Here is a 22,083-nt window from a genome sequence, read left to right on the forward strand (position 1 = left end):
GGCTCATCGCGGAGCGCGCGCGGAACCCCTCGGCGTCGCGGACGCGGTCGGTGAGCCTGCGCGCCGGCTCGCTCCACCGGAATGTCCGGTCGCACCGACCGCACGCAGAGTGCCGCTGCCGATCTCTCGCAGGAACCGCGACGGCTGCCGCTCCCGTACGCCTCGCGACCAGGTCAGCGACAGCGTTCGCCCAGCCCGCGTGATGCCCACGTACGCCAGGCGCCGCTCCTCGTCGACCTGTTCGAAGGTCGTCGCGTACGAGATCGGCAGCAGCCCTTCCGCCACGCCGATGAGGTGCACGTGGTCCCACTCCAGACCCTTCGCCGCGTGCAGCGTCGCCAGGGTGACCGTGCGCATCGCCGGCTCGTCGTGCACCTTCGCCCGAGCGGTGAGCTCGTCGGTGAACGCCCGCAGGGTCGTGCCTTCAGGAGCCTCCTGCGCCAGGCGGAGCAGCGCGGCGCGCGCCTCCCATGCGTCGCGCAGCGCGCCGCCGGCCTCGGGCGGCTCGTCGGTGAGCCCCCGGGAGCGCAGGATGTCGCGCACCGTGTCGACGAAGCCGCTCTCGATCGGCGCAACCGACGCCGCACGCAGCTCCATGACCGCCTGCCGCACCTCCGGCATGTCGAAGAAGCGCCGCCCGCCGAGCACGCTCGTCGCGATGCCGGCGTCGGCCAGCGCCGCGACGAGCTCGGCCGACTGCGCGTGCGCGCGGTAGAGCACCGCGATGTGCCCGGGGTCGGCGCCGGCCGCGATCTGCTCGGTGATGCGCATCGCGACGGCGCGCGCCTCGGAGCGGTCGTCCTCGAACGCGGTCACCGTGGGAACAGGCTCCTGCGCGGCGGTCTCCGTGGATCGCCGCGCGGCCGGGGTCAGGTGGAGGGCTCCCGGGCGCCCGCGCATCAGCTCGTTCGCGACCGCCAGAATCGGGGCATCCGATCGGTAGTTCGTCTCGAGCCGGACGAGGCGCGCGCCCTCATGCCGCGACGGGAAGTCGAGGAGGAACGAGGCATCGGCGCCGGCGAACGAGTAGATCGTCTGGCTGGCGTCGCCCACCACGCAGATGTCGCGCCGGTCCCCGAGCCAGAGCTCGAGCAGTCGGTTCTGCAGCGGCGAGACGTCCTGGAACTCGTCCACCGTGAAGTGCCGGTACTGCTCGCGCACGGCCTTGGCGACCTGCGGCTCGGCTTCCAGCATGCCCGCACAGGCGAGCAGGACGTCCTCGAAGTCGAGCTGCCGCCGCTCGTCCTTGAGCTTCTCGTACGCGTGCTGCAGCGCGACGACACGATCCACGCCGAGCCGCCCGACCCCGTTGGGCCGTGCCGCGACGTAGCCGTCGACGCTCAGCATCGAGACCTTCCGCCACTCGATCTCGGAGGCGACGTCGCGCAGCGTCGCCACGTCGGGAGAGAGCCCGATGCTGTCGGCCGCGTGCGCGAGCAGGCGCACCTTGTTGTCGATGATCCCCGGGGCGCTGTCGCCGGCCAGTGTCGGCCAGAAGAAGTTGAGCTGCGCGAGCGCCGCCGCGTGGAAGGTGCGTGCGGCGACGCCGCCGACGCCCATCGCCCGCAGCCGCCCCCGCATCTCGCCGGCCGCCTTGGTCGTGAAGGTCACCGCCATCACGCGTCCCGGCGAGTACGCGCCGGTGTCGACGCCGTGGGCGATGCGATGCGTGATGACGCGGGTCTTCCCGGTGCCGGCGCCGGCGAGCACGACGACCGGCCCGCGCAGCGCCGTCGCCGCCTCCCGCTGGTTGTCGTCGAGCCCCGCGAGCACGTCAGCGGTCATGCGCGCTCCGCGTGCCAGTCGGCGATCAGGCGATGCGCGATGGAGGCGCGACCAGGCAGCACGACGTCACCCTCGCCCGCGAGCGCCCGGCCGATCTCGTCGCGGGTGAACCAGCGCACGGCTGCGATCTCATCGCCGTCGGCCTCCGCCGCACCGTCGTCGAGCGCCGCAGCCAGGAAGCCGACCATGAGCGAACGGGGATAGGGCCATGCCTGCGAACCGCGATAGGTGACGACGCCGACCTGCACGCCGGACTCCTCGGCCACCTCGCGCCGCACCGCGCCTTCGAGCGACTCTCCTGCTTCGACGAAGCCCGCGAAGCACGAGAACCGGTCGGCGCCCCACAGGGCGTTGGAGCCCAGGAGCAGGAGGTCGGGGTCATCGGCGCTCGTGATGGCGACGATCACCGCGGGGTCGGTGCGCGGGAAGTGCTGGCGTCCGCAGTTCGGGCACCGGCGCGACCAGCCGGCGTCGCCGAGGACCGTCCGGTGGCCGCACGCAGGACAGAACGGGGCGTCCAGCAGCCACCGTCCGAGGCTCAGTGCCTCGACGAAGGCGCCTGCCTCGGCTGCCGAGAGCCCCGCACCCGCCGAGCGCAGACCCGCCCAGCCCGCCGGAGCGGAGAAGAGTTCGTCCGCCTGGGTCGGGAACACCGCGGCCAGCAGCGCGCCACCGTCGTGGTGCCGTCCGAGGAAGGCCCATTCGGCATCCTCGGGCACCTCCGCGGGCGCCCGCCACAGCAGCGCGTCAGGCGCGGCCAGTGGGGCCGAGTCGCCCGCGATCACGAGCACGCGCGTCGCGGCATCCGTCTTCAGCGCATCGATGAGGCCTGGTGCGAGTCGCTCCTCGGCCGCGCGGTCGAGGCCCGGGCGTGCCAGCGGAGGAAGGCTCGTACTGTCGGGCGCCGTCATCGAACATGCTCCGCTTCGTCGTTCAGGGCCGGGCGTGGCGCGGGGACGGACGAGCGCGACCGACCTACCCTGGGCACATGGCACGCTCACCCCTCACTCTAGCCGCGTCGGTCACGTCGGCTCTGCCTCGGGTCGGCGTCGTCGGGGTCGGGGCCCTCACCGAGGGATCGACCGGTCGCTACGACGCCGCTGTCGCCGACCTGGACGACGGCCGGCGCGTCGTCGTGCGGGTTCCCGCCGACCCGACAGCGGGGACCGAGCTCGCTGCCGAGGTGCGCGCGCTGCGCGCGCTGACCCCGGGTGTCCGCGGTCTCCTCCCCTTCCGCGCGCCGGAACTGCTCGGTGAGGCCGGGCTCGGCGACACGCGCGTCGTTGTCGTCGACTTCCTTCCCGGCTACCGGGTCGATGCCGCGCACCTGCCGGCCGGCCGCGGTGCGGCCACCTCACTGGGTGCGGCGCTGGCTGCCCTCCACGCGCTGCCGCAGTCGATCGTCAAAGGCGAGGGGCTCCCGGCCCGCACGCCGCCCCAGGTCCGCGCCGACGTCACGCGCCTCATCGAACGCGCGGTCGCCACGCGTCGGCTCCCGGTGAGTCTCGCGCGTCGCTGGCATCGCGCGGCAGACTCCGACGACCTCTGGCGCTTCGAGTCCGCCGTCGTGCTCGGCGGCGCGGGTGCGGCCTCGTTCCTGTTCGAGGACCTCGATGGAGTGCCCACGGTCACCGGCCTGCTCGAATGGCACGGCCTGTCGATCGGCGACCCGGCGACGGACCTGCAGTGGCTGGCGTCCGCGCCCGAGGCGGCAGACGACGTGTACGCGGCCTATGTGGCCGGCAGCGGTCGCGCCCCGGACGCCCGTGCACGTGAGCGCTCGCGCCTCTACGCAGAGCTCGAGTTCGCGAAATGGCTCGTGCACGGGAACGACGTGGACCGCGACGACATCGTCGCCGATGCCGTCGAACTCCTGGAATCGCTGGCCGCAGGGGTCGCGGGAGACGACATCGTGTCGGATGCCGCGCTCGACGTCGACGACGCCATCGCCCTCCTCGAACGCACGCCGGATGCGTCGCCGTCGACGGTCGACACCTCGATGCACACCGACGCGTACGATCCGGAAGAGCTCGCCCAGTGGGTGGCCGACGAAGCGGCAGACACGGGTCCGGTTCGGCAGAACGCCGCCCGCTTCGACACCGAGGAGCTCACCGAGGCCGACCTCGCCGCCTTCCGCGACGTGGTCCGCGACACCGACCGCGCTCCCGCCGCCTCATCGGCAGCAGCAGCGGCGCCCCATCCGTCCGACGACGTCTCCACGGCACCGATCGCGCTGCCGCACCTGGCGCCCGTGCAGCTCCCTGCGCCCAGGACGCACGACGACGAGACGGGAACGGATGCCGCGGCCGAGGCGGAACGCGCCTCCGAGGCGGCGCTGCGCCGCTGGCGAGCGGACTGACCCCGCGTCGCCCGCCGCGACGCTCGCCGGGCCGTCGGACGCCGACGCCCCACGCCGACCGCAGCGGCGGCCTCGGCCCGCCGTCCCGACGTCAGCCCCGCAGGATGACGTCCTCCGCGACGTAGTAGAGCGTGACGTCGATCTCATCGACGGGGACGCCGTGCTTGGCGTGGTAGGCCTGGCGGTAGAGCTCGAGCTGCAGCATCCGCTCGTCCTTCTCGGCCGGGGTGCGCGGCGCGACCCCCGTCTTCCAGTCGACGATCTCGATACGGCCACCGCGGTCTTCGCGCCGATACACGGCGTCGAGCTTGCAGATGACGATGTGCGGCAGCCCGTCCGGGCCGATCGTCGTGAAGTCGATCTCGGTCTCGACCTCGATCGGCTGCCGCGACGCCCATTCCGACGCGAGGAACCGCTCGCGCAGCGCCGCCAGCGCGGCGGCGTCCTCGACGGATGCCTCGGTGCCGGACACCTCTTCATCGGTCTCCCACAGCGCGTCGTCGAGGGAGCCGCCGAGACCGGCGCGTCCGGATCGCTGCTCGACCCAGGCGTGGAAGAGCGTGCCGAGCCGTGTCTGCCGGAAGGGACGTTCCGGCATCGGCCGCGCGATGCCGGCCAGGGTTCCTTCGAGGTCGGCCACGTACTCCTTGTACCGCGATGCGGCGATGCGAGTCGGCGCGGTGTGCACCGGCCGCGCGCGGCGTGCGTCGCGTTCGGCGAGGAGCAGCGCCGCCTGCGGGTCGAGCTCTCCGGGCGGCGCGGCCGAGGCGGCCTCGACGGCGCGCGCCGCATCCTCGACCGACGCCCGGCGCCCACCGAGCGGATCGATCGGCCACTGCAGCACCCGGCGCTCCCCCTGGTAGGGATCGTCGCCGGCCTCGTCGTCGGGCAGCGTCACGCCGAGCGCCTCGGCGATCTCGGTGAAGAACACACTGCGCGTGCGCGGGCGCTTGGTGCCCGACCACGTCGCCCCGGTGAGCAGCAGGTGGTCGCGGGCGCGCGTCACCGCGACGTAGGCGAGCCGTCGGTCCTCTTCGAGCTGCCGGCCCCGGTTCGCCTCGACGAACGCGTCGATCGCCTCCTTGAGCTCCTGCTGCGTCTGGGCGGACTGCCAGCCCAGGGCAGGCAGCCAGGCGGAGTCCCCGCGGAACGCATACGGCAGCACCCCGAAGCCCAGCCAGGCCTTGGTGTCGCGCGGCGCGCTCGGCAGCTCGTCCTTCACGAGGCGCACGACGGCCACGGCATCCCATTCGAGGCCCTTCGACCCGTGGATGGTCAGCAGCTGCACGACGTCGTCCTCGGGGGGCTCGGTGCGTGGCGCGAACTCGTCGAGCTGCTCGGCGTGGTCGAGCCAGGCGAGCAGGCTGGAGAGCGAGCCGGTCTCGTCCGCCGCGAGGAACGCGTGGACCTCGTCGACGAACGCCCGCAGCTGAGCCGACGCGATGCGTGCGGGTCCTCGCGTCTCGTTCGCGGCGAGCTCGATGTCGAGGCGCAGCTCCAGTTCGATCAGCCGCACGAGTTCGGGGATCGGCATCCCACTGGCCTGCCGGAGCCCGGCGAAGACGGATGCGGCGTCGCGCAGCCGCTCGCGGGCATCGGGCGTGAATCCGGTCAGCCAGCCGTGGTCGGGCTTCTGTCGCAGGACGAAGTCGAGCGCGTCGACGAGCGAGCCGTCGTCGTCGCCGGCGCTGCCCCGGATGCGTTCGACCACCTCGGGAGCGAGCGGCTGGAGGGCGGTGTCGTGCCGCGCGAGGCGTCGCGAGAGCGCGGCCAGCTCCCGCAGATCCGGCAGGCCGATCGACCAGCGCGGCCCCGACAGGAGGCGGATGAGCGCAGAGCCCGCGGACGGGTCGCTGATGACCCGCAGGGCGCACACGACGTCGACCACTTCGGGCGTCGAGAGCAGTCCGCCGAGGCCGAGGATGCGATGCGGGATGCCGCGCCGCCCGAGCGCGTCGCCGAAGCGCACCATGTGCTTCTTGCTGCGGAAGAGGATGGCCCCGGTCGTGGGCAGGCCCTCCTGCGCGCGCTCCGCGCGCACCCGTGCGAACCACTCGGCCACGCGATCGGCCTCGGTGTCGAGGTCGGCGTCGAAGCCGAGCTCGACGGCACCCGCCGGGGCGCCGGGCCGTGCGCGCAGTTCCTCGACCGCGACGGTTCCGCCGGATGCCGCGAGCGGCGCGAGCACGGCGTTGGCCGCCGTCAGCACGGAGGCACTGTTGCGCCAGCTCGTCAGGAGCGCGTAGCGCGCGCAGGGCGAGCCCGGGGAGAACGCGTCGGAGAATCCGCCGAGGTTGCCGGCACTCGCGCCGCGCCAGCCGTAGATCGCCTGATGCGGATCACCCACGGCCATCACCCCGGTGCCCGCGAAGAGCGCTGCCAGCAGGTCGGTCTGCGCCACCGATGTGTCCTGGTACTCGTCGAGAAGGACGACGCGGTAGCGATCGCGGAGGTCGTCCGCCACAGCGGGATGGCTGGCGACGACTTCGAGCGCGCCGGCGACCTGGTCGGAGAAGTCGATGACCCCGAGCCGCAGCTTCTCGGCGGCGTACTCCCGGGCCAGATCGGTCAGGAGCGCCAGGGCGTCGACCCGCTCCACCGCATCGGCGACGTCGGCGTAGACGGTCGTCCGCCGGTTGGTCGAGGGGAGTTCGCGGACCGTGCGGAAGCGCTCGGGGAACGCGGCGAGTGCGTCGAAGTCGACCAGGTTGTCGACGCCGTCGCGCGCGATCCGCAGCGCCGCGTCGACGATGGATCGGACCGCCTCACCTCGCTCCTCGAGGCGCGGATCGTCGGAGGCGAAGACGACCCGGCGCATGAGCAGCCACGCCGCCGACTCGGAGAGGACGGCCGCCTCGGCATCCCGTCCGATCCGCAGGGCGTGCTCGCGGACGATCTGGTCGGCGAAGCTGTTGTACGTCGCCACGGTCGGTCGATGCAGCAGCGCGTCGTCGGCCGAATCCTGCGCGGTCGCGTCCACCGCGTGTGCGAGCGCGTCGAGCAGCCGATGGCGTTCGGCGGTCGCGCGAGCGCCATCGGCGCCGGACCGCTCGAGCTCGCCGAACGCGACGAGTGCTCCTGCCTCCGCCAGGCCCGGCAGCGCGGGGAGCAGGCCGCGCCGCTCGAACTCGGCCAGGCGGGTGAGCCGCTTCTGGATGCGCTCCGCCAGTTCACCGGCAGCCTTGCGGGTGAAGGTCAGGCCGAGCACCTCGTCGCGGCGGACGATGCCGTTCGCCACGAGCCACACGACCCTCGCCGCCATCGTCTCGGTCTTGCCGCTGCCGGCACCCGCGACGACGAGAGCCGGCGCGAGCGGCGCCTCGATGACCGCCGTCTGCTCGACCGTCGGGGGGAACTGGCCGAGCGCCGCCGCGATGACCCGCGCCGACAGCATCGGGGTCGGCGCGACGGCGCCTGCGACCATCGGCTGCGTCGAAACGCCCTGCACGACGGTCACGAGGCGCTCACCGCGCCCACGGTGTGGATGCGGCACAGTCCGTACGAGTGCTCGTCGCGGCAGTGCTCCTCGTAGGGAGCGGTGAAGGTCTCGCCTCGCATGACCGCCACGGCGGTGCGGATCCGGCCGAGGAATGCATCCCTCCGCTCGTCGTCGAACGGTGGCTGCCACGGTGTCGCGTAGTCGGACTTCGTCGCGGTCGGGCGGAGTACGAGAAGCTTCGCGCCGCCGGCAGGGTGTCCGTTCGCCTCGGCGATCGCGCCGGACTCGAACGCCAGCTGGTAAGCCGCGAGCTGCGGGTTGTCGAGCACCTTGGCATCGGTCTGCGGCTCGCGCTTGCCGGTCTTGAGGTCCATGATGACCACGGTCCCCTCCGGCGTGAGCTCGACACGATCGATGTATCCCGACAGGATCACGCGGTGGCCGTCGGCACCGGTGGTGTCGGATGCCGGATCGGGAAGCGTCGCGTCCGGGCCCTGTGCGACCTCGCCGTCGACCAGCGGTATGTGCACCTCGAAGTGGGGCTCGGCCCCGATCAACGTGCCGCCGGCGTCGTCGAAGCGTCGGAGATACAGGTGCAGGCGGCGCACCAGGTCGCGCGCGCGTGCCTGCTCGGCGCGGTCACGCCAGGCGGCCTCGAATGTCAGCTCGCCCCAGCGTGCCTCGACCTCGGCCCAGAGAGCCGCTTCGTCGTGGCCGGCGGCGTGCTCGAGAGCCGCGTGGATGATCGTGCCGAGGCCCGCGGTCGTCCCACCGGGGTCGCCGCCGAGATCTGCGATGACCCAGTTCAGCTCGCACTCCTCGAGGGCGTGCAGGCGCGACGGGGAGACGCGCACGTCCTCTCGCGACAGGTCACGGAGGGGACCGATCGACGTCGGACCGGAGACGCCGTACCACTCGCGTGGGGCGGCGCCGGGGACTCCGGCGTCCGCCAGCAGGGCGAGCTGTTCGGCGGCGCGTGCCGCGGAGGTCGCCCAAGGTCCCGCCGGTGGCGAGGCCGGGCGCGGCGCGGCCGCAGTCAGCGCCCGCGATCCCTGCTGGGTGAGCGTCCTCCGGTGCCGGGCCACGAGTCCGCGCAATGACAACGGATGGTCGAGCTCCAGCGGCTCGGGGTCGGGCAGCAGCTCGAAGAAGACGCTGGGGCCGGTGTCGTCGTCGTTCACGGCGGTCACGATCACCTGGGCCGTGGCGCGCGACAGGGCGCGCGCGAGCAGTCGCAGCTCGTCGTGCATCGCCGCGCGGCGGCGGTCGAAGGCACCCAGCGTCTCGCCGTCGGAGCGGGTGGCGGCATCCGCCAGTCGCCAGGTGTCGAGCAGGCTCCCCCGCAGGCGCGTGTTGGGCCATACGCCGTCCTGCACACCGGCGACGACGACGGTGTCGAACTCCAGGCCCAGGGCGCCCGCCGGTGTCATGATGCGGACGCTGTCGTCGCGCGTCGGAGCCTCCAGGCGGTCCTCCGCGACGCCGCTGTCGAGGATCGACCGCACGAACACGCGCGGATCGGCGTCGAGCGAGCGCTCGACGAAACGCTTCGCAGCCTGGAACAGCGCGACCAGGGCGTCGAGGTCGCGATGCGCCTGCTCGGCCAGAGGGCCGTTCCCCCGCGCGAGCTCCGCCCAGGGGCGCGCGAGCCCGCTGCGGTCCCACGCCGTCCAGAGCAGCTCGTGGGCGGTCGCGCCGCGGTCCAGGTCGTCGCGCAGCGCCTGGAGGGTGCGCGCGAGCGAGCCCGCGCGGCGTGCCTCGCGCGTGTCGAGCAGGTCGAACTCCAGCGGCTGCCGCATCGCCGACAGGACAAGGTCGCGCCCCGAGCGCTCGGCTCCCTGCGCGCTTTCCGCCTGCTCCGCGTCGGCGTCGAGCACGCGCTGCAGCTCGGCATGGCGCAGTGCCGAACGAAGCCGGCGGAGCTCGATGACGTCGAGCCGCCCGTACGTGCCGACCAGCGCCGCAGACACGTCCTCGAAGGTCCAGTCGTCACGGGAGGCGAGTTCGACGAGCCGCAGCAGATCTGCCACCGGCCGCACCGCGCCGAGCGCCCGGCCGGGGCCGCTCGAGCGCGCGGGCACCTCTCTGGCCGACAGCTCGGCCTCGAGCGCCGCGACCTGTCGCGTGTCGTGGGCGATCACGGCGCATTCCCGCCACGGCACGCCGTCGTGCACGTGACGCTCACGCAGCACGCGGGCGACGGCGTCGTACTCCTCCGCCGTCGAGTTCAGGGTGAGCACCCGCACCGACGCGTCGGGCTCGGCGTGGGAGGCGGCGCCGCGATGCGCGACCACGCCGACCGCGCCGATGCGCTGGGTGACCCGCCCGACGAGCTCGCGCTGCCACCCGGTGCCGCGATGCCCTCCGGCGAGCACGTGCACCGCGCCGAGCGACGCCGCCAGGCGTGCGAAGTTCTCGGGCGTCGCGCCGCGGAACGAGCCGGAGCCCACATCGGGATCGCCGAACGCGAGCACCGCGGCACCGCGCGCGCGCACGGCTTCCAGCAGTTCGACACCGCCGAGCGTCAGCTCCTGCGCGTCGTCGACGAGCACCACCCTCACCCGGTCGACCGCAGGGCTGCCGGCCGGCGCCGTGCGCAGCAGGCCGACCGCCTCGCGGACGAGTCCCGCGGCATCCCGGTGCGCGCCACGCATGCCGTCCCGCACCTGCAGGTACTCGGCGAAGAACGAGGAGAGCGCGACCCAGGCGGGCAGCTCGTGGCGCTCGCCCAGCTCGCGCAGGCGCTGCGGCCCGATGCCGAGCGTGGTGCATTCGGCGAGGAAGGTGCGCACTTCCGTGCGGAAGCCGGCGGTGCCGCGGATCGCCGTGCCGAGCCAGTCCGGCCAGCGCGCCGCACCCGCAGCCTCGTCCTCTTCGTCGCCTTCCAGGAGATCCCGGATGATCTGGTCCTCGTCGCCACCGGTGAGAAGCTGCGGCGGGTCGGCGTCGACGGCCACCGCGTGCGCCCGCACGATCTGGAACGCGTACGACGCGACCGATCGGGCGAGCGGACCGGTCGTCGCCACCTCGACGGCGAGCCCGAGCCGGTCGCGCAGGGCCGTCGCGGTCTGGCGGGACGGCGTGAGCACGAGCACGGTGTCGGGATCGACGCCGGCCTCGACGAGTGCCGCCACCCGGGCGACCAGCGTCTCGGTCTTGCCCGTTCCGGGGGCGCCGACGACGACACCCGATGCCTCGACGGGAAGGACCATGACGGCCTTCTGAGACGCGTCCGGCGCGTACGTCGCGCGCTGCTGGCTCCCCGGGGTCACCCTTCGACGGTAGCGCGCACGGCCGACATCGGCCGTTCGCCCAGAGCGTGTCCAGGGCGGGCGGATGCCGCTCCGCGGTGTCGTAGAGTTGCCATGCGTCCGGGGAGCCCTCAGCCTTTCGGCAAGTACACCGTCGCCCCGCGCAGGAGGTCAGTCACGTGGAGATCCGCATCGGCATCGCGAACACCGGCCGCGAGCTCAACTTCGAGACGAACGAGCCGGCGGCCGACGTGAAGAAGTCCGTCGCCGCGGCGCTCGACGCCGGCGCGACGCACGTGACGTTCGCCGATGCCAAGGGCAACTCGTACATCGTCCCCACCGCCGGCCTGGCGTACATCGAGCTCGGCTCCGAGGAGTCCCGCCGCGTCGGCTTCGTCGCCTGAGCGGACCCGCGACGTGCAGATCCTCATCGCCTTCATCGTCGGCGCGGCCGTCGGCCTCGGCATCCACTTCCAGCTGCACCAGCGCCTCACGCGCGGCGTCGTGCTCGCCCCGATGATCGGCGCGGTCTCGGCGGGCCTCGCGTGGGCGATCCTGACGTGGGTGGGCGTCGGCATCGACACCCCGTGGCCGTGGCTCGCGGCGCTGATCGTCCCGATCGTCGTCACCTACCCGGCGATCATCGCGATCTCCCGCGTCCGCGTCGCCCACGACGCGCGGGAGAAGACCAGCCTCGGGATCGGCTGACCTGGCGGAGCACTGCTGACACCGGACCGACGCCGACGCGACGGACGAGAACGCCCGCGCAGTCGCGCGGCGTGTCACCGGCGGTTCAGGCCGCGAGGCCCATCGCGTCCATGCGACGCGAGTGGGCGGCCATGAGCTCGGTGAAGACAGGCTCGACCTTCTGCTCCTCGGCACGGCCCAGTGACAACGGCCGCAGCGCGGCGCGGGCGATGAGCAGGGTGTCGCCGACCAGCCGGCGGCCCCACAGCGCCAGCAGCGACTTCCACTCGGGGTCGCTCGCGATGGTCTCGGTGATCAGCTCCACGATGGCCTGCCGGTCGTCGTCGGCCTGGAGGATGCGGGCGACGCGGTCTCCGGTGTCGCCGTAGCTCGCCGACAGCGCGAGGTAGAAGTCGTCGAGCATGCCCGCGGTGATGTGCACCGACAGCATCGTCTCCTGCGAACGGACCCCGTGGGTCGCCGCGCGGAAGCCGTCGAGCGGCTCGCGGAACGGCCGCATGATCGCGGTCGGATCGTCGCCGCGCTCGCGGATGAGCGAGACGAGCGCCTCGTGCTTGGTGAGCGCGGCGCCGGCGGCGCGCGAGACCGCCTCCTTCTCCCCGAGCTCCGGAGTCGTCTGGATCAGCTCGGTGAGCGTCTCGAAGAAGCCCAGCTGCAGGTAGGCGGCCTGACCGAGGAACGTGTCGATGTCGGGAGCGAGCTCCTCGAAGTCCACACGATTGCCGCCGCTCAGCTCGTCGCGCGAGCGCAGCTGCAGCTTGCGGCCCGTCTCCCGCCGCTGCCAGAACCACTTCACCATGCACGAAAGCCTACGAGGCGGCGGCCCGTACGTGTCCGCGCCGGATACCTCCGGTATCGTGGGTAGCGTCCCCGGCGTCGGATCGGGGCGCCCGCGCCTGTGGGAGAGAAGGGCGTGGATCGCACTTCCGCCCGCGCGGCGACCTCGACGAGGCCGGAACCGCGCCCGGGCAAGAACCCAGGCAGCATCTCACTGCCGGACAGGCACACATCGTGACGACCTTCGCCGAACTCGGCGTTGATCAGGACATCGTCGAGGCGCTCTCCGCCAAGGGCATCGTCGACGCATTCCCCATCCAAGAGCAGACCATCCCCCTCGGCCTCCCCGGCCAGGACATCATCGGCCAGGCGAAGACCGGCACCGGCAAGACCTTCGGCTTCGGCATCCCCGTCGTCCAGCGGCTCGGTCCGACACCGGCGCCCGGCGTCAAGGCGCTCATCGTGGTGCCGACGCGCGAGCTGTGCGTGCAGGTCTACGAAGACATGGACATGCTCACCTCGGGGCGCCCGACCAGCGTTGTCGCCATCTACGGCGGCAAGGCCTACGAGGGCCAGATCGACCAGCTCAAGGCCGGCGCTCAGATCGTCGTCGGCACCCCCGGCCGACTGATCGACCTGAACAACCAGCGGCTGCTCGACCTCTCGCACGCGACCGAGGTCGTGCTGGACGAGGCCGACAAGATGCTCGACCTCGGGTTCCTGCCCGACATCGAGAAGATCTTCTCGAAGGTGCCGGCCATCCGTCATACGCAGCTCTTCTCGGCGACGATGCCCGGCCCGATCGTCGCACTGGCCCGCCGGTTCATGTCGAACCCGATCCACATCCGCGCGACCGATCCCGACGAGGGCCTCACGCAGGCCAACATCAACCACCTCGTGTACCGCGCGCACTCGCTCGACAAGGACGAGGTCATCGCCCGCATCCTGCAGGCCGAGGGCCGCGGCAAGACCGTGATCTTCACGCGCACCAAGCGCGCGGCGCAGCGACTGTCCGACGAGCTCGGCGACCGCGGCTTCAACACCGCGTCGGTGCACGGCGACATGAGCCAGGAGGCGCGCGAGCGCTCCATGGCCGGCTTCAAGGCCGGCAAGAAGGACGTGCTCATCGCCACGGACGTGGCGGCGCGCGGCATCGACGTCGACGACGTCACCCACGTCATCAACCACACGATCCCCGACGACGAGAAGACGTACCTGCACCGCGCGGGCCGCACCGGCCGCGCGGGCAAGACGGGCATCGCGGTCACCTTCGTCGACTGGGAGGACCTGCACAAGTGGGCCCTCATCAACCGGGCGCTCGAGTTCGGGCAGCCGGAGCCCGTCGAGACGTATTCCTCCAGCCCGCATCTGTTCAGCGATCTCGACATCCCGGCCGGCACGAAGGGGCGCATCGTGACCGCCCCGAAGACCCAGGCCGTCCGCGTGCAGCCCGAACGGGCAGCGGATGCCGCGGCAGAGGTCGAGACCAACGGCCAGGCCCCGGGCCGCCGGCGTCGCCGGCGCCGGGGCGACTCCGAGCGTGTGGGCTCGACCTTCGAGCCCGTCGACGGCGGCGCATCGGCCTCGGCGGAGCAGAGCGGACCGTCGACCGACGGCGACCGTTCCACCGACGGCGGCGGGACCCACGACGGCGGCGGCAAGGAGCACCACGACGGAAAGCCCGCGCCGCGTCGGCGCCGTCGCCGTCGCGGCGGCAGCGGCGGCGGGTCCGCGCCGGCGGGCGGCGCCACGGTCGGCGCCTGATTCGTCTTCTCCGGTCGCGGTGCCGTCATGCGGCATCGCGACCGCGCTATGGTGAGCGCAAGCGGCGCACGTGGCGCCGCAACCTCGCAGTCAAGAAAGGCGTATCGTGCACATCCTCGATGCCGTCACCACCGGATATGAGTACCAGGGCTTCTGGGGCTCCTTCTGGGACATCATCTGGTGGTTCCTCTGGATCTTCTTCTTCATGGCGTACCTGTTCGCGCTGTTCGCCGTCATCGGCGACCTGTTCCGCGACCACAAGCTGAACGGGTGGTGGAAGGCGGTCTGGATCATCTTCCTGATCTTCGTCCCGTTCCTCACGCTGCTGGTCTACCTCATCGCACGCGGCAACGGCATGGCCCAGCGCAGCGCGAAGCAGGCCTCCGAGCTGCAGAGCGCCCAGGACGCCTACATCAAGTCCGTCGCGGGCTCGGGCGGCGCCAGCGCCGCCGACGAGATCGCCAAGGCGAAGGGTCTGCTCGACGCCGGCACGATCACGCAGGCCGAGTACGACGCGCTGAAGGCCAAGGCGCTGAGCTGATCACCTGAGCTGCGGCACGCACCGCACGGAGACGCCTCTGTCCGCCCTCACGGGTAGACAGGGGCGTTTCCCGTCGCCCGCTCGATGATGCGCGCGACCATGTCGTCGCTCGTGGTGTTCTCGCCCGGCTGGTTGGGCTTGCCCAGACCGTGGTAGTCGCTCGAGCCGGTGACGATGAGGTCGCGCTCGCGGCAGAGGTCGCGCAGCGTGGTGAGGGCCGGCTCCCGGTTCTCGCGGTGTCCGAGTTCGAAGCCGGCGAGGCCGGCATCCAGCATCCGCTCCATCAGCCGCACCGGCAGCAGGCCGGCCCGACCGGCAGGATGCGCGATGACGGGCACTCCCCCGGCGCCGGCGACGAGCCGCACGGCGGTCACCGGGTCGGGTGCGTACAGCGCGACGTAGTAGTCGCCGCCTGGGCTGAGGATTCCGGCGAAGGCCTCGGCACGGTCGCGCACGAGGCCGCGGGCCACGAGCGCGTCGGCGATGTGCGGCCGCCCGACGGTCGCCCCGTCGCTCGTCTGCTCGAGGATGTCGTCCCACACGAGGTCGTAGTCGCGAGAGATCCGGTCGGCCATGAGCCGGGCGCGCTCCAGCCGCGATGAGCGGATGCGGGTGGTCTCGGCACGCAGCGCCGGCTCGTCGGGATCCGGCAGATACGCCAGCACGTGGACGCTGCGCCATTCGTGGCGGGCCGAGAGCTCCATGCCCGCGATGAAGGTCATGCCGAGCGATGTCGCGGCGTCGGCGGCCTCCGCCCATCCCGAGGTGGTGTCGTGGTCGGTGAGCGCCGCCGTCCGCACCCCGTGTCGATGCGCGGACGCCATCACCTCGGCGGGAGGCTGCGTGCCGTCGGAGTTCGCGGAGTGCAGGTGCAGATCGCTCGGTCCTTCGAAGCGCTGAGCGCCGGTGTCCCGAGGCTCCGCGCGCCGCGTCGGCGACGTGTGGAGCGGGCGTCGGGACGATCCGGGCATCCTCCGAGCGTAGCGCGGGCGCTACCACGCGCCACGCCCGGTGCGCTGACGGATCTCCCAGCCTGCTCGCATAGAGTCGCGGACGTGCTTCGCCTGCTCGGGATCCTCGTGACCGTGCTGTGCGCGATCGCCGCAGCGGTGCTCACGTTCCCCGGCTTCTTCCGTGTCGAGCGCATCTACCCGATCGCCCAGATCGTGTCGTTCCGCGGCATCCTCGCGCTCGCGTTCGCCGCGGCCGCCCTGCTCGCGCTGCTTCTCGCGATTGCGCGGCCGATCCGGCCGCTGGCCCTGTCGATCGCGCTCGTCGCCGGGATCGCGACGGTGGCGAACGTCGCGGTCCTGTCGGCTCGCGGCGGCCTCGGCACCGACCCGCTGCCTGCCAAGACCGACGCCAGCGTCCGGGTGATGACGTGGAACACGGCCGGCCCGGCCACGCCGCCCGAGACCATCGCGAAGATCGCCGTCGCGATGGATGCCGACATCGTGGCTCTGCCCGAGACCACCATCGAGACCGGTGAGAGCGTCGCGCTCGCGATGCGCGACCTCGGCCACCGGATGTGGGCGCACCACGCCTCGGATCCGTCCACGGAGTGGGATGCCGGATCCACCACCCTGCTGATCTCGCCCGACCTGGGCGACTACGCGGTCATCGAGTCCTCCCTCGACGGCACCAGCAACACCTCCACCGTGCCGAGCGCCGTCGCGATGCCCGTCTCGGGCGAGGGCCCCATCGTGGTCGCCGTGCACGCGGTCGCGCCGAGACCGAGCTATATGCAGAGCTGGCGCGACGACCTGCAGTGGCTGGCGGACCAGTGCGGCGACGGCAACGTGATCATGGCGGGCGACTTCAACGCGACCGTCGACCACATGACGGGTCTGGGGCTCGACGGTGCCACCCTCGGGCACTGCACCGACGCCGCCGTCGAGACGGGCAACGGAGCGCTGGGCACCTGGTCGGCCGACCTGCCGGCCGTCCTCGGCGCGCCCATCGATCACGTGATGGCCACGCCCCAGTGGCGCGCATCCGGGTCGCTGGTGCTGCGGTCGCTCGACGACTCCGGATCCGACCATCGCCCGCTGATCGTCCAGTACGAGCCGGCCGGCTGAGCCTGTCTCGCAGCCGCCCGCGCGTGCGAGACTGGGACGCATGAGCAGCGCAGCCAGCGAGCAGTCCACCGGCGCCACGAGCACCACGGATACCGCCACACCGCCGTCGACCAGCACCAACCGGCGCCAGCCGTTCGGTCAGGGCTTCCTCGACACGATCTCCACCGGATGGGCCGAGCGCCCCGACACCGCGCCCCCGGCGCGCCCGCAGGCGCCTTTCGCGGCGCGGCGCCGCGATGCGGTCTCGGCAGCGTTCCCCGGCAAGCGCCTGGTCATCCCCGCCGGTGAGCTGAAGCAGCGCAGCAACGACACCGACTACCCCTTCCGGGCGCACTCGGCGTTCTCGCATCTCACGGGGTGGGCGTCGGATTCCGAGCCCGGGGCCATGCTGGTGTTCGAACCCCGATCGTCGGGCGGCCACGACGTGACGCTGTACTTCCGCGAGCGCGCCGACCGCACGACGAGCGAGTTCTACTCGGATGCCTCGATCGGCGAGTTCTGGATCGGCCCCCGGCCGGCGCTTGCCGGCGTCGCTGCGGATCTCGCACTCGCGACCGCACACATCGACGACTTCGAGTCCGGCGACGGCGATGTCGTCCTCGACGAGGACGACGACCTCGCGCGGTTCGTGTCGGAGCTGAGGCTCGTGAAGGACGCGTACGAGATCGGGCAGATGGAGCTCGCCGTGCAGGTGACCGCCTCCGGCTTCGACGACATCGTCGCGAACCTCCCTGCCATCGTCGAGCACCCCCGCGGCGAGCGCGTCGTGGAGGGCGTGTTCCATCAGCGCGCCCGCAGCGACGGCAACGCGGTCGGCTACGACACGATCGCGGCATCCGGTCCCCACGCGTGCTACCTGCACTGGACGCGCAACGACGGCGCCGTGGTGCCGGGCGATCTCATCCTGATCGACGCCGGCGTCGAGGTCGACAGCCTCTACACCGCCGACATCACGCGCACGCTACCCGTCAGCGGCCGCTTCACCGACGTGCAGCGCAAGGTCTACGAGACGGTGCGCGAAGCCGCCGACGCCGCCTTCGCCGCGGCCCGCCCCGGCGTGAAGTTCCGCTCCGTCCATGAGGCCGCCATGCAGGTCATCGCGGCACGGGTCGCAGAATGGGGCCTGCTGCCGGTGACGGCCGAGGAAGCGCTGGATGCCGACAACGGCGGCCACCACCGCCGCTACATGGTGCACGGCACGAGCCACCACCTGGGCATCGACGTGCACGACTGCGCGCAGGCCCGCCGCGACATGTACTACGACGGCATCCTCGAGGCCGGCATGGTCTTCACGATCGAACCGGGGCTCTACTTCCAGATCGACGATCTCACCGTTCCCGAGGAGTACCGCGGCATCGGCGTGCGCATCGAGGACGACATCCTGATGACCGAGGACGGGCCCGTCAACCTGTCGTCCGCCATCCCGCGGACCGCGGACGAGGTCGAGGCCTGGATCGCGGCCGGCGGGCGCTGAGCCCGTGGCTTACACCGCTCCGGCGTCGTTCACGACGCGCCCGACACTGACCGGGACGTTCGGCATGTCGGCGTCGACCCACTGGCTTGCGACGGCCACCGCGCAGGCGGTGCTGGAGCGCGGCGGCAACGCGTTCGACGCGTCGGTCGCCGCGGCCTTCGTGCTCCACGTGGTCGAACCGCACCTCAACGGCCCCGGTGGCGACCTCGTCGCGATCTTCCAGCCCGCGGACGCCACCGCCCCGACGGTGCTCATGGGCCAGGGGCCCGCGCCCGCGGGTGCGACGATCGCCCATTATCGCGACGAAGGCCTCGATCTCGTTCCCGGCGCCGGCGGCCTTGCGGCGGCGGTGCCCGGCGCCGTCGACGCCTGGCTTCTGCTGCTGCGCGACCACGGGACGTGGGAGCTCTCCGACGTGCTCGCGTACGCGATCGGCTACGCCCGAGACGGGCACCCGCTGGTGGCGGGCGCCGCCGCGACCATCGCTCGCGTGGCCGAGCTGTTCCGGGATGACTGGACGACCTCGGCCGAGTTGTGGATGCCGGACGGACAGCCGCCCGCTGCCGGGCAGGTCATGCGCAATCCGGCGTACGCCGCCGTCCTCGACGGGCTGGTGCACGCGTCGTGCACCGTGCGCGACGACGGTCCGGTGGGCCGCGCCGCCCGCATCGACGCCGCACGGCGGGAGTGGAAGACCGGGATCGTGGCGCACGAGGCGTCGGCATTCCTCGCGCGGCCGCATCGGCACTCGGACGGCGGCGCACACGCGGGCGTCATCACGGCCGACGACTTCGCCGGCTTCGACGCCGGCTACGAGCCGGCTGTGACGCGGGAGTTCCGCGGGCGCACGATCGCGAAGGCGGGCGCCTGGACGCAGGGGCCGGCGCTCCTGCAGACGCTCGGTCTGCTCGAGCCCCTCGCCGATGACCTTCTCGATCCGTCGCAGGAGGCCGGCGCGCACACGATCCTCGAGGCGCAGAAGCTCGCCTACGCCGACCGCGACGGCTGGTTCGGCGATGACGACGTCGACCTCGACGCGCTGCTGTCCGCCGAGTACCTCGACGCGCGGCGCTCGCTGATCACCGAGACCGCCTCGGCGCAGTTCCGGCCGGGCTCGCTGCCCGGGCGCACGGCGTTCCGCCCACCGCTGCGCACGACGTACGACGCTCCGGCGCTCGGCACCGGCGAGCCGACCGTCGCGCCCGCCGAGCCGAGGGTGTCGTCGTCCGGTGAGACCCGGGGCGACACGTGTCATCTCGACGTCATCGACCGCTGGGGCAACATCGTCTCGGCGACCCCGTCGGGCGGCTGGCTGCAGTCGTCGCCGGCGATCCCCGCGCTCGGTTTCTGTCTCGGCACGCGCCTGCAGATGACCTGGCTCGAGCCCGGGCACCCGTCCTCGCTCGCGCCGGGACGGCGGCCGCGCACCACGCTCACGCCGACGCTCGTCCTGCGCGACGGCGTGCCGGAGTTCGCGATCGGCTCCCCCGGCGGCGACCAGCAGGATCAGTGGCAGCTGCTGGCGCTCCTGCGGATCATCGTCGGCGGCTACTCGCCGCAGCAGGCGATCGACGCGCCCGCGCTGCACACGACGTCTCTGCCCGAGTCGTTCTGGCCGCGCACGTGGACGCCGGCCGGTGCCGTCGTCGAGAACCGCCTGGGCGATGCCCTGATCGAAGGCCTCGAGCGCCGGGGACACGTCGTGACGCGCGCGGGCGACTGGGCGCTCGGCAGGGTCTCGGCGGTGGGACGCGATGCCGCCACCGGCGTCGTCTGGGGCGCCGCCAATCCTCGCGGCTTGCAGGGGTACGCCGCCGGTCGGTAGGCCCCGCACCGGCGCATCGCCGCCCCACCGGTCTCGGGTCAGGCGGCCGCCCGCACCTGCGGGCCGACGTAGCGCGCCGACGGCCGGATGATCTTCGGGTCCCGCGCCTGCTCGAGGATGTGCGCCGTCCACCCGATGGTGCGGGCGACCGCGAAGGTCGGCGTGAACATCGATCGCGGCAGCCCGCATCGCTCCATGACCAGCGCCGCCCAGAACTCCACGTTCGCGTGCAGTTCGCGGCCGGGCTTGGCCTCGGCGAGCACCCGTTCGGCCGTCTCCTGGAATCGCGCCGCGAGTTCGACGCGCGGACCGCCGGTGCGCAGGGCGACGCGCTTCATCAGCTCAGCCCGTGGATCCGCCGTGCGGTACACGGCATGGCCGAAGCCCATCAGCCGGCGCCCGGCCGCGAGCTCGCCGCGGATCCACGGCTCGATGCGCTCGGCGCTTCCCACGTCGTCCAGCCCGTCGAGCGCGCGCGACGGTGCACCGCCGTGCAGCGGTCCGGTCAGGGCGCCGAGTGCGCCGACCAGACAAGCGGCGGCATCCGCTCCCGTCGAGGCGATGACCCGCGCGGTGAACGTCGACGCGTTGAATCCGTGGTCCATGACGGCGATCAGATACGCAGTGAGCGCGCGCTCGGTCTCGTCGTCGGGCTCGGTGCCGGTCACCTGGTGCAGGTAGTTCGCGACGACGCCGCGGCCGTCGAGCGCGGGCAGCACGGCCTCCCCGCGGCCCCGCCGCCACAGCGCGCCGACGATCACGGGCGTCGACGCGCCGAATGCGATCGCGTCGTCGAGGCGCTGGTCCTCGTCGAGGTCGTAGAGCGGGCGGATGCGGCGCCGCGCGCCGAGCAGCGGCCATGCCGCAGCGAGGCCGGCCAGCACGTCGGGCGTCGCGGATGCGACCGCGTCGACGACCGCCTCGATGTCGCCCCGCCGCTCCGCCGAGGCGGCGACACGGGCGGCGAAGGCTGCTCGGGAGGCGCCCGTCGCCGGCTCGCCCGTCACCAGCAGCTGCCACGCGTCCTCGAACGTCGCCGACGCCGCCAGCTCGATCGCCGAGCGGTCCCGATACTGGTAGAAGCCCTCGGCGCCGCGAACATCGCTCACGGTCGTCTCGGCCACGATGACGCCGGCGAGACCTCGCGGGACGTCCCTCGTGGCGGACTGTGTCGTCGTGCTCATGTCGGCTCCCTGTCGTTCCCGGCAGCCCGTCCGGGATGTCGGACGGGCGAATACCGCTACAGTCAGTGTCGGAACTTGATCACGCTTTCGTCAATCTTGATCGGATCAACATCATGGGCGATCTTCCCCGCCTCACCGCTGTGGAAGCGGCCGCGCGCCTGGGCGTCAAACCGGAGTCGCTGTACGCCTACGTGTCGCGAGGGCTCCTCTCGCGCGAGCGGGACGCCGCCGGCTCGTCGTTCGATCCGCTCGAGGTCGAGGCGTTCGCGCGACGGCGCCGCCGTTCGCCCGCCGCGGCGCCGGGAACCGCTGTGGCGGGGACTCCCCTCATGGTGCTCGACACGAGCCTCGCCCACATCGACGACGACCGACTGCACTACCGGGAGCGGTCGGCCGCGCGCCTCGCACGCGAGCAGTCGTTCGAGGACGTCGTCGCCTGGCTCTGGGATGTGCCGTCGCTGCGGAGTCCCTCCGACGACGACCTCGCCGTGGCGCGCCGTACGATCGCCGCCCTGGGCGAGACCGCGTCATCGCTGGATCGCGTGCTCGTCGCCGTCACGGCACTGGGCGCCACCGATCCCCTACGCGACGACCCGGACCCGTCACAGCTCATCCGCGTCGGTGCGCGACTGCTCACCGGCCTTCCCGCGTCTCTCGCGCCGAAGGGCGACGCCGACGCGATCGCCTCCACGCTGTGGCGCGCGCTGGCCGCGTCCGACGACCCGCACGGCCGCCGCCTGCTCGATGCCGCGCTCATCCTCGTGATCGATCACGACCTCGCGGTCTCGACGCTCGCCGCGCGCGTCGCGGCCTCGGCGCGGGCATCCGGCTACGCCGTCGTCACGGCCGCGCTGGGTGCCTTCGACGCGCCCTTGCACGGCACGGCGAGCCGCGCCGC

The 22,083-nt window shown here is 72.6% G+C and carries 16 protein-coding genes; 9 read left to right on the plus strand and 7 right to left on the minus strand.

Annotation, left to right across the window (positions count from 1 at the left end; genetic code table 11):
* Positions 1 to 3: 3 nt before the first annotated feature.
* Both ACI3KX_RS15460 and nudC read right to left on the minus strand, forming a co-directional pair.
* Positions 4 to 1,785: an ATP-dependent helicase gene (locus ACI3KX_RS15460; protein WP_404910284.1), complete on the minus strand. Its 1,782-nt coding sequence runs from the start codon at positions 1,783 to 1,785 to the stop codon at positions 4 to 6.
* A complete protein-coding gene (gene nudC / locus ACI3KX_RS15465; RefSeq protein WP_404910285.1) occupies positions 1,782 to 2,696 on the minus strand; it encodes an NAD(+) diphosphatase in 915 nt (304 codons plus the stop codon). Before nudC ends, ACI3KX_RS15460 begins: the two co-directional genes overlap by 4 nt.
* A gap of 77 nt (positions 2,697 to 2,773) precedes the next feature.
* Here nudC and ACI3KX_RS15470 point away from each other — a divergent pair, with 77 nt between their 5' ends.
* Entirely contained in the window at positions 2,774 to 4,144 is a 1,371-nt protein-coding gene (locus ACI3KX_RS15470; RefSeq protein ID WP_363357076.1) for a phosphotransferase, read from the plus strand.
* A gap of 91 nt (positions 4,145 to 4,235) precedes the next feature.
* On the opposite strand, the gene ACI3KX_RS15475 is transcribed toward ACI3KX_RS15470, so the two are convergent.
* Positions 4,236 to 7,568 carry an ATP-dependent DNA helicase gene (locus ACI3KX_RS15475; RefSeq protein ID WP_404910291.1) on the minus strand — a complete coding sequence of 1,111 codons (3,333 nt, stop codon included), beginning with the start codon at positions 7,566 to 7,568 and terminating at the stop codon, positions 4,236 to 4,238.
* A gap of 29 nt (positions 7,569 to 7,597) precedes the next feature.
* Complete coding sequence (locus tag ACI3KX_RS15480) at positions 7,598 to 10,855, minus strand: ATP-dependent helicase (protein ID WP_404910286.1); 3,258 nt, start codon at positions 10,853 to 10,855, stop codon at positions 7,598 to 7,600.
* Positions 10,856 to 11,013: 158 nt separating this feature from the next.
* Here ACI3KX_RS15480 and ACI3KX_RS15485 point away from each other — a divergent pair, with 158 nt between their 5' ends.
* Positions 11,014 to 11,238, plus strand: coding sequence for a DUF3107 domain-containing protein (locus tag ACI3KX_RS15485; protein WP_045296833.1), 225 nt, complete (start codon positions 11,014 to 11,016; stop codon positions 11,236 to 11,238).
* A gap of 13 nt (positions 11,239 to 11,251) precedes the next feature.
* A complete protein-coding gene (locus ACI3KX_RS15490) occupies positions 11,252 to 11,542 on the plus strand; it encodes a hypothetical protein (protein WP_363357074.1) in 291 nt (96 codons plus the stop codon).
* A gap of 85 nt (positions 11,543 to 11,627) precedes the next feature.
* Here ACI3KX_RS15490 and ACI3KX_RS15495 read toward each other — a convergent pair whose 3' ends face one another.
* Positions 11,628 to 12,341: a ferritin-like fold-containing protein gene (locus tag ACI3KX_RS15495; protein ID WP_363357073.1), complete on the minus strand. Its 714-nt coding sequence runs from the start codon at positions 12,339 to 12,341 to the stop codon at positions 11,628 to 11,630.
* Between the two features lie 212 nt (positions 12,342 to 12,553).
* On the opposite strand from ACI3KX_RS15495, the gene ACI3KX_RS15500 reads away from it, so the two are divergent.
* Together ACI3KX_RS15500 and ACI3KX_RS15505 are read left to right on the plus strand one after the other, a co-directional pair.
* A complete protein-coding gene (locus ACI3KX_RS15500) occupies positions 12,554 to 14,083 on the plus strand; it encodes a DEAD/DEAH box helicase (protein WP_349427124.1) in 1,530 nt (509 codons plus the stop codon).
* 106 nt (positions 14,084 to 14,189) lie between these two features.
* Entirely contained in the window at positions 14,190 to 14,624 is a 435-nt protein-coding gene (locus ACI3KX_RS15505) for an SHOCT domain-containing protein (RefSeq protein WP_363357072.1), read from the plus strand.
* A gap of 47 nt (positions 14,625 to 14,671) precedes the next feature.
* Here the strand turns inward: ACI3KX_RS15505 and ACI3KX_RS15510 are convergent, their stop codons facing one another.
* A complete protein-coding gene (locus ACI3KX_RS15510) occupies positions 14,672 to 15,595 on the minus strand; it encodes a PHP domain-containing protein (RefSeq protein WP_404910287.1) in 924 nt (307 codons plus the stop codon).
* A gap of 84 nt (positions 15,596 to 15,679) precedes the next feature.
* Between ACI3KX_RS15510 and ACI3KX_RS15515 the strand changes: the two genes are divergently transcribed.
* Genes ACI3KX_RS15515 through ACI3KX_RS15525 form a run of 3 tightly spaced genes read left to right on the plus strand, consistent with a single transcriptional unit; the run spans position 15,680 to position 20,001 of the window.
* Complete coding sequence (locus tag ACI3KX_RS15515) at positions 15,680 to 16,702, plus strand: endonuclease/exonuclease/phosphatase family protein (protein ID WP_404910288.1); 1,023 nt, start codon at positions 15,680 to 15,682, stop codon at positions 16,700 to 16,702.
* 40 nt (positions 16,703 to 16,742) lie between these two features.
* A complete protein-coding gene (locus ACI3KX_RS15520; protein WP_363357070.1) occupies positions 16,743 to 18,176 on the plus strand; it encodes an aminopeptidase P family protein in 1,434 nt (477 codons plus the stop codon).
* A gap of 4 nt (positions 18,177 to 18,180) precedes the next feature.
* Positions 18,181 to 20,001, plus strand: coding sequence for a gamma-glutamyltransferase family protein (locus tag ACI3KX_RS15525; protein WP_404910289.1), 1,821 nt, complete (start codon positions 18,181 to 18,183; stop codon positions 19,999 to 20,001).
* 38 nt (positions 20,002 to 20,039) lie between these two features.
* On the opposite strand, the gene ACI3KX_RS15530 is transcribed toward ACI3KX_RS15525, so the two are convergent.
* Complete coding sequence (locus ACI3KX_RS15530) at positions 20,040 to 21,185, minus strand: citrate/2-methylcitrate synthase (RefSeq protein ID WP_363357068.1); 1,146 nt, start codon at positions 21,183 to 21,185, stop codon at positions 20,040 to 20,042.
* Between the two features lie 113 nt (positions 21,186 to 21,298).
* Between ACI3KX_RS15530 and ACI3KX_RS15535 the strand changes: the two genes are divergently transcribed.
* The coding region (locus ACI3KX_RS15535; RefSeq protein WP_404910290.1) for a citrate/2-methylcitrate synthase at positions 21,299 to 22,083 on the plus strand (785 nt) is incomplete at its 3' end.

Source organism: Microbacterium sp. ZW CA_36 (assembly GCF_044987475.1).
In the GTDB taxonomy this organism is placed as follows: Bacteria; Actinomycetota; Actinomycetes; order Actinomycetales; family Microbacteriaceae; genus Microbacterium.

Excerpts from the sequence above, each read along its gene's own strand:
- nudC (WP_404910285.1), bottom strand. The coding sequence starts at position 2,696 with ATGACGGCGCCCGACAGTACGAGCCTTCCTCCGCTGGCACGCCCGGGC.
- ACI3KX_RS15470 (WP_363357076.1), top strand. The coding sequence starts at position 2,774 with ATGGCACGCTCACCCCTCACTCTAGCCGCGTCGGTCACGTCGGCTCTG.
- ACI3KX_RS15460 (WP_404910284.1), bottom strand. The coding sequence starts at position 1,785 with ATGACCGCTGACGTGCTCGCGGGGCTCGACGACAACCAGCGGGAGGCG.
- ACI3KX_RS15510 (WP_404910287.1), bottom strand. The coding sequence starts at position 15,595 with ATGCCCGGATCGTCCCGACGCCCGCTCCACACGTCGCCGACGCGGCGC.
- ACI3KX_RS15520 (WP_363357070.1), top strand. The coding sequence starts at position 16,743 with ATGAGCAGCGCAGCCAGCGAGCAGTCCACCGGCGCCACGAGCACCACG.
- ACI3KX_RS15495 (WP_363357073.1), bottom strand. The coding sequence starts at position 12,341 with ATGGTGAAGTGGTTCTGGCAGCGGCGGGAGACGGGCCGCAAGCTGCAG.
- ACI3KX_RS15530 (WP_363357068.1), bottom strand. The coding sequence starts at position 21,185 with ATGAGCACGACGACACAGTCCGCCACGAGGGACGTCCCGCGAGGTCTC.
- ACI3KX_RS15475 (WP_404910291.1), bottom strand. The coding sequence starts at position 7,568 with ATGGTCGCAGGCGCCGTCGCGCCGACCCCGATGCTGTCGGCGCGGGTC.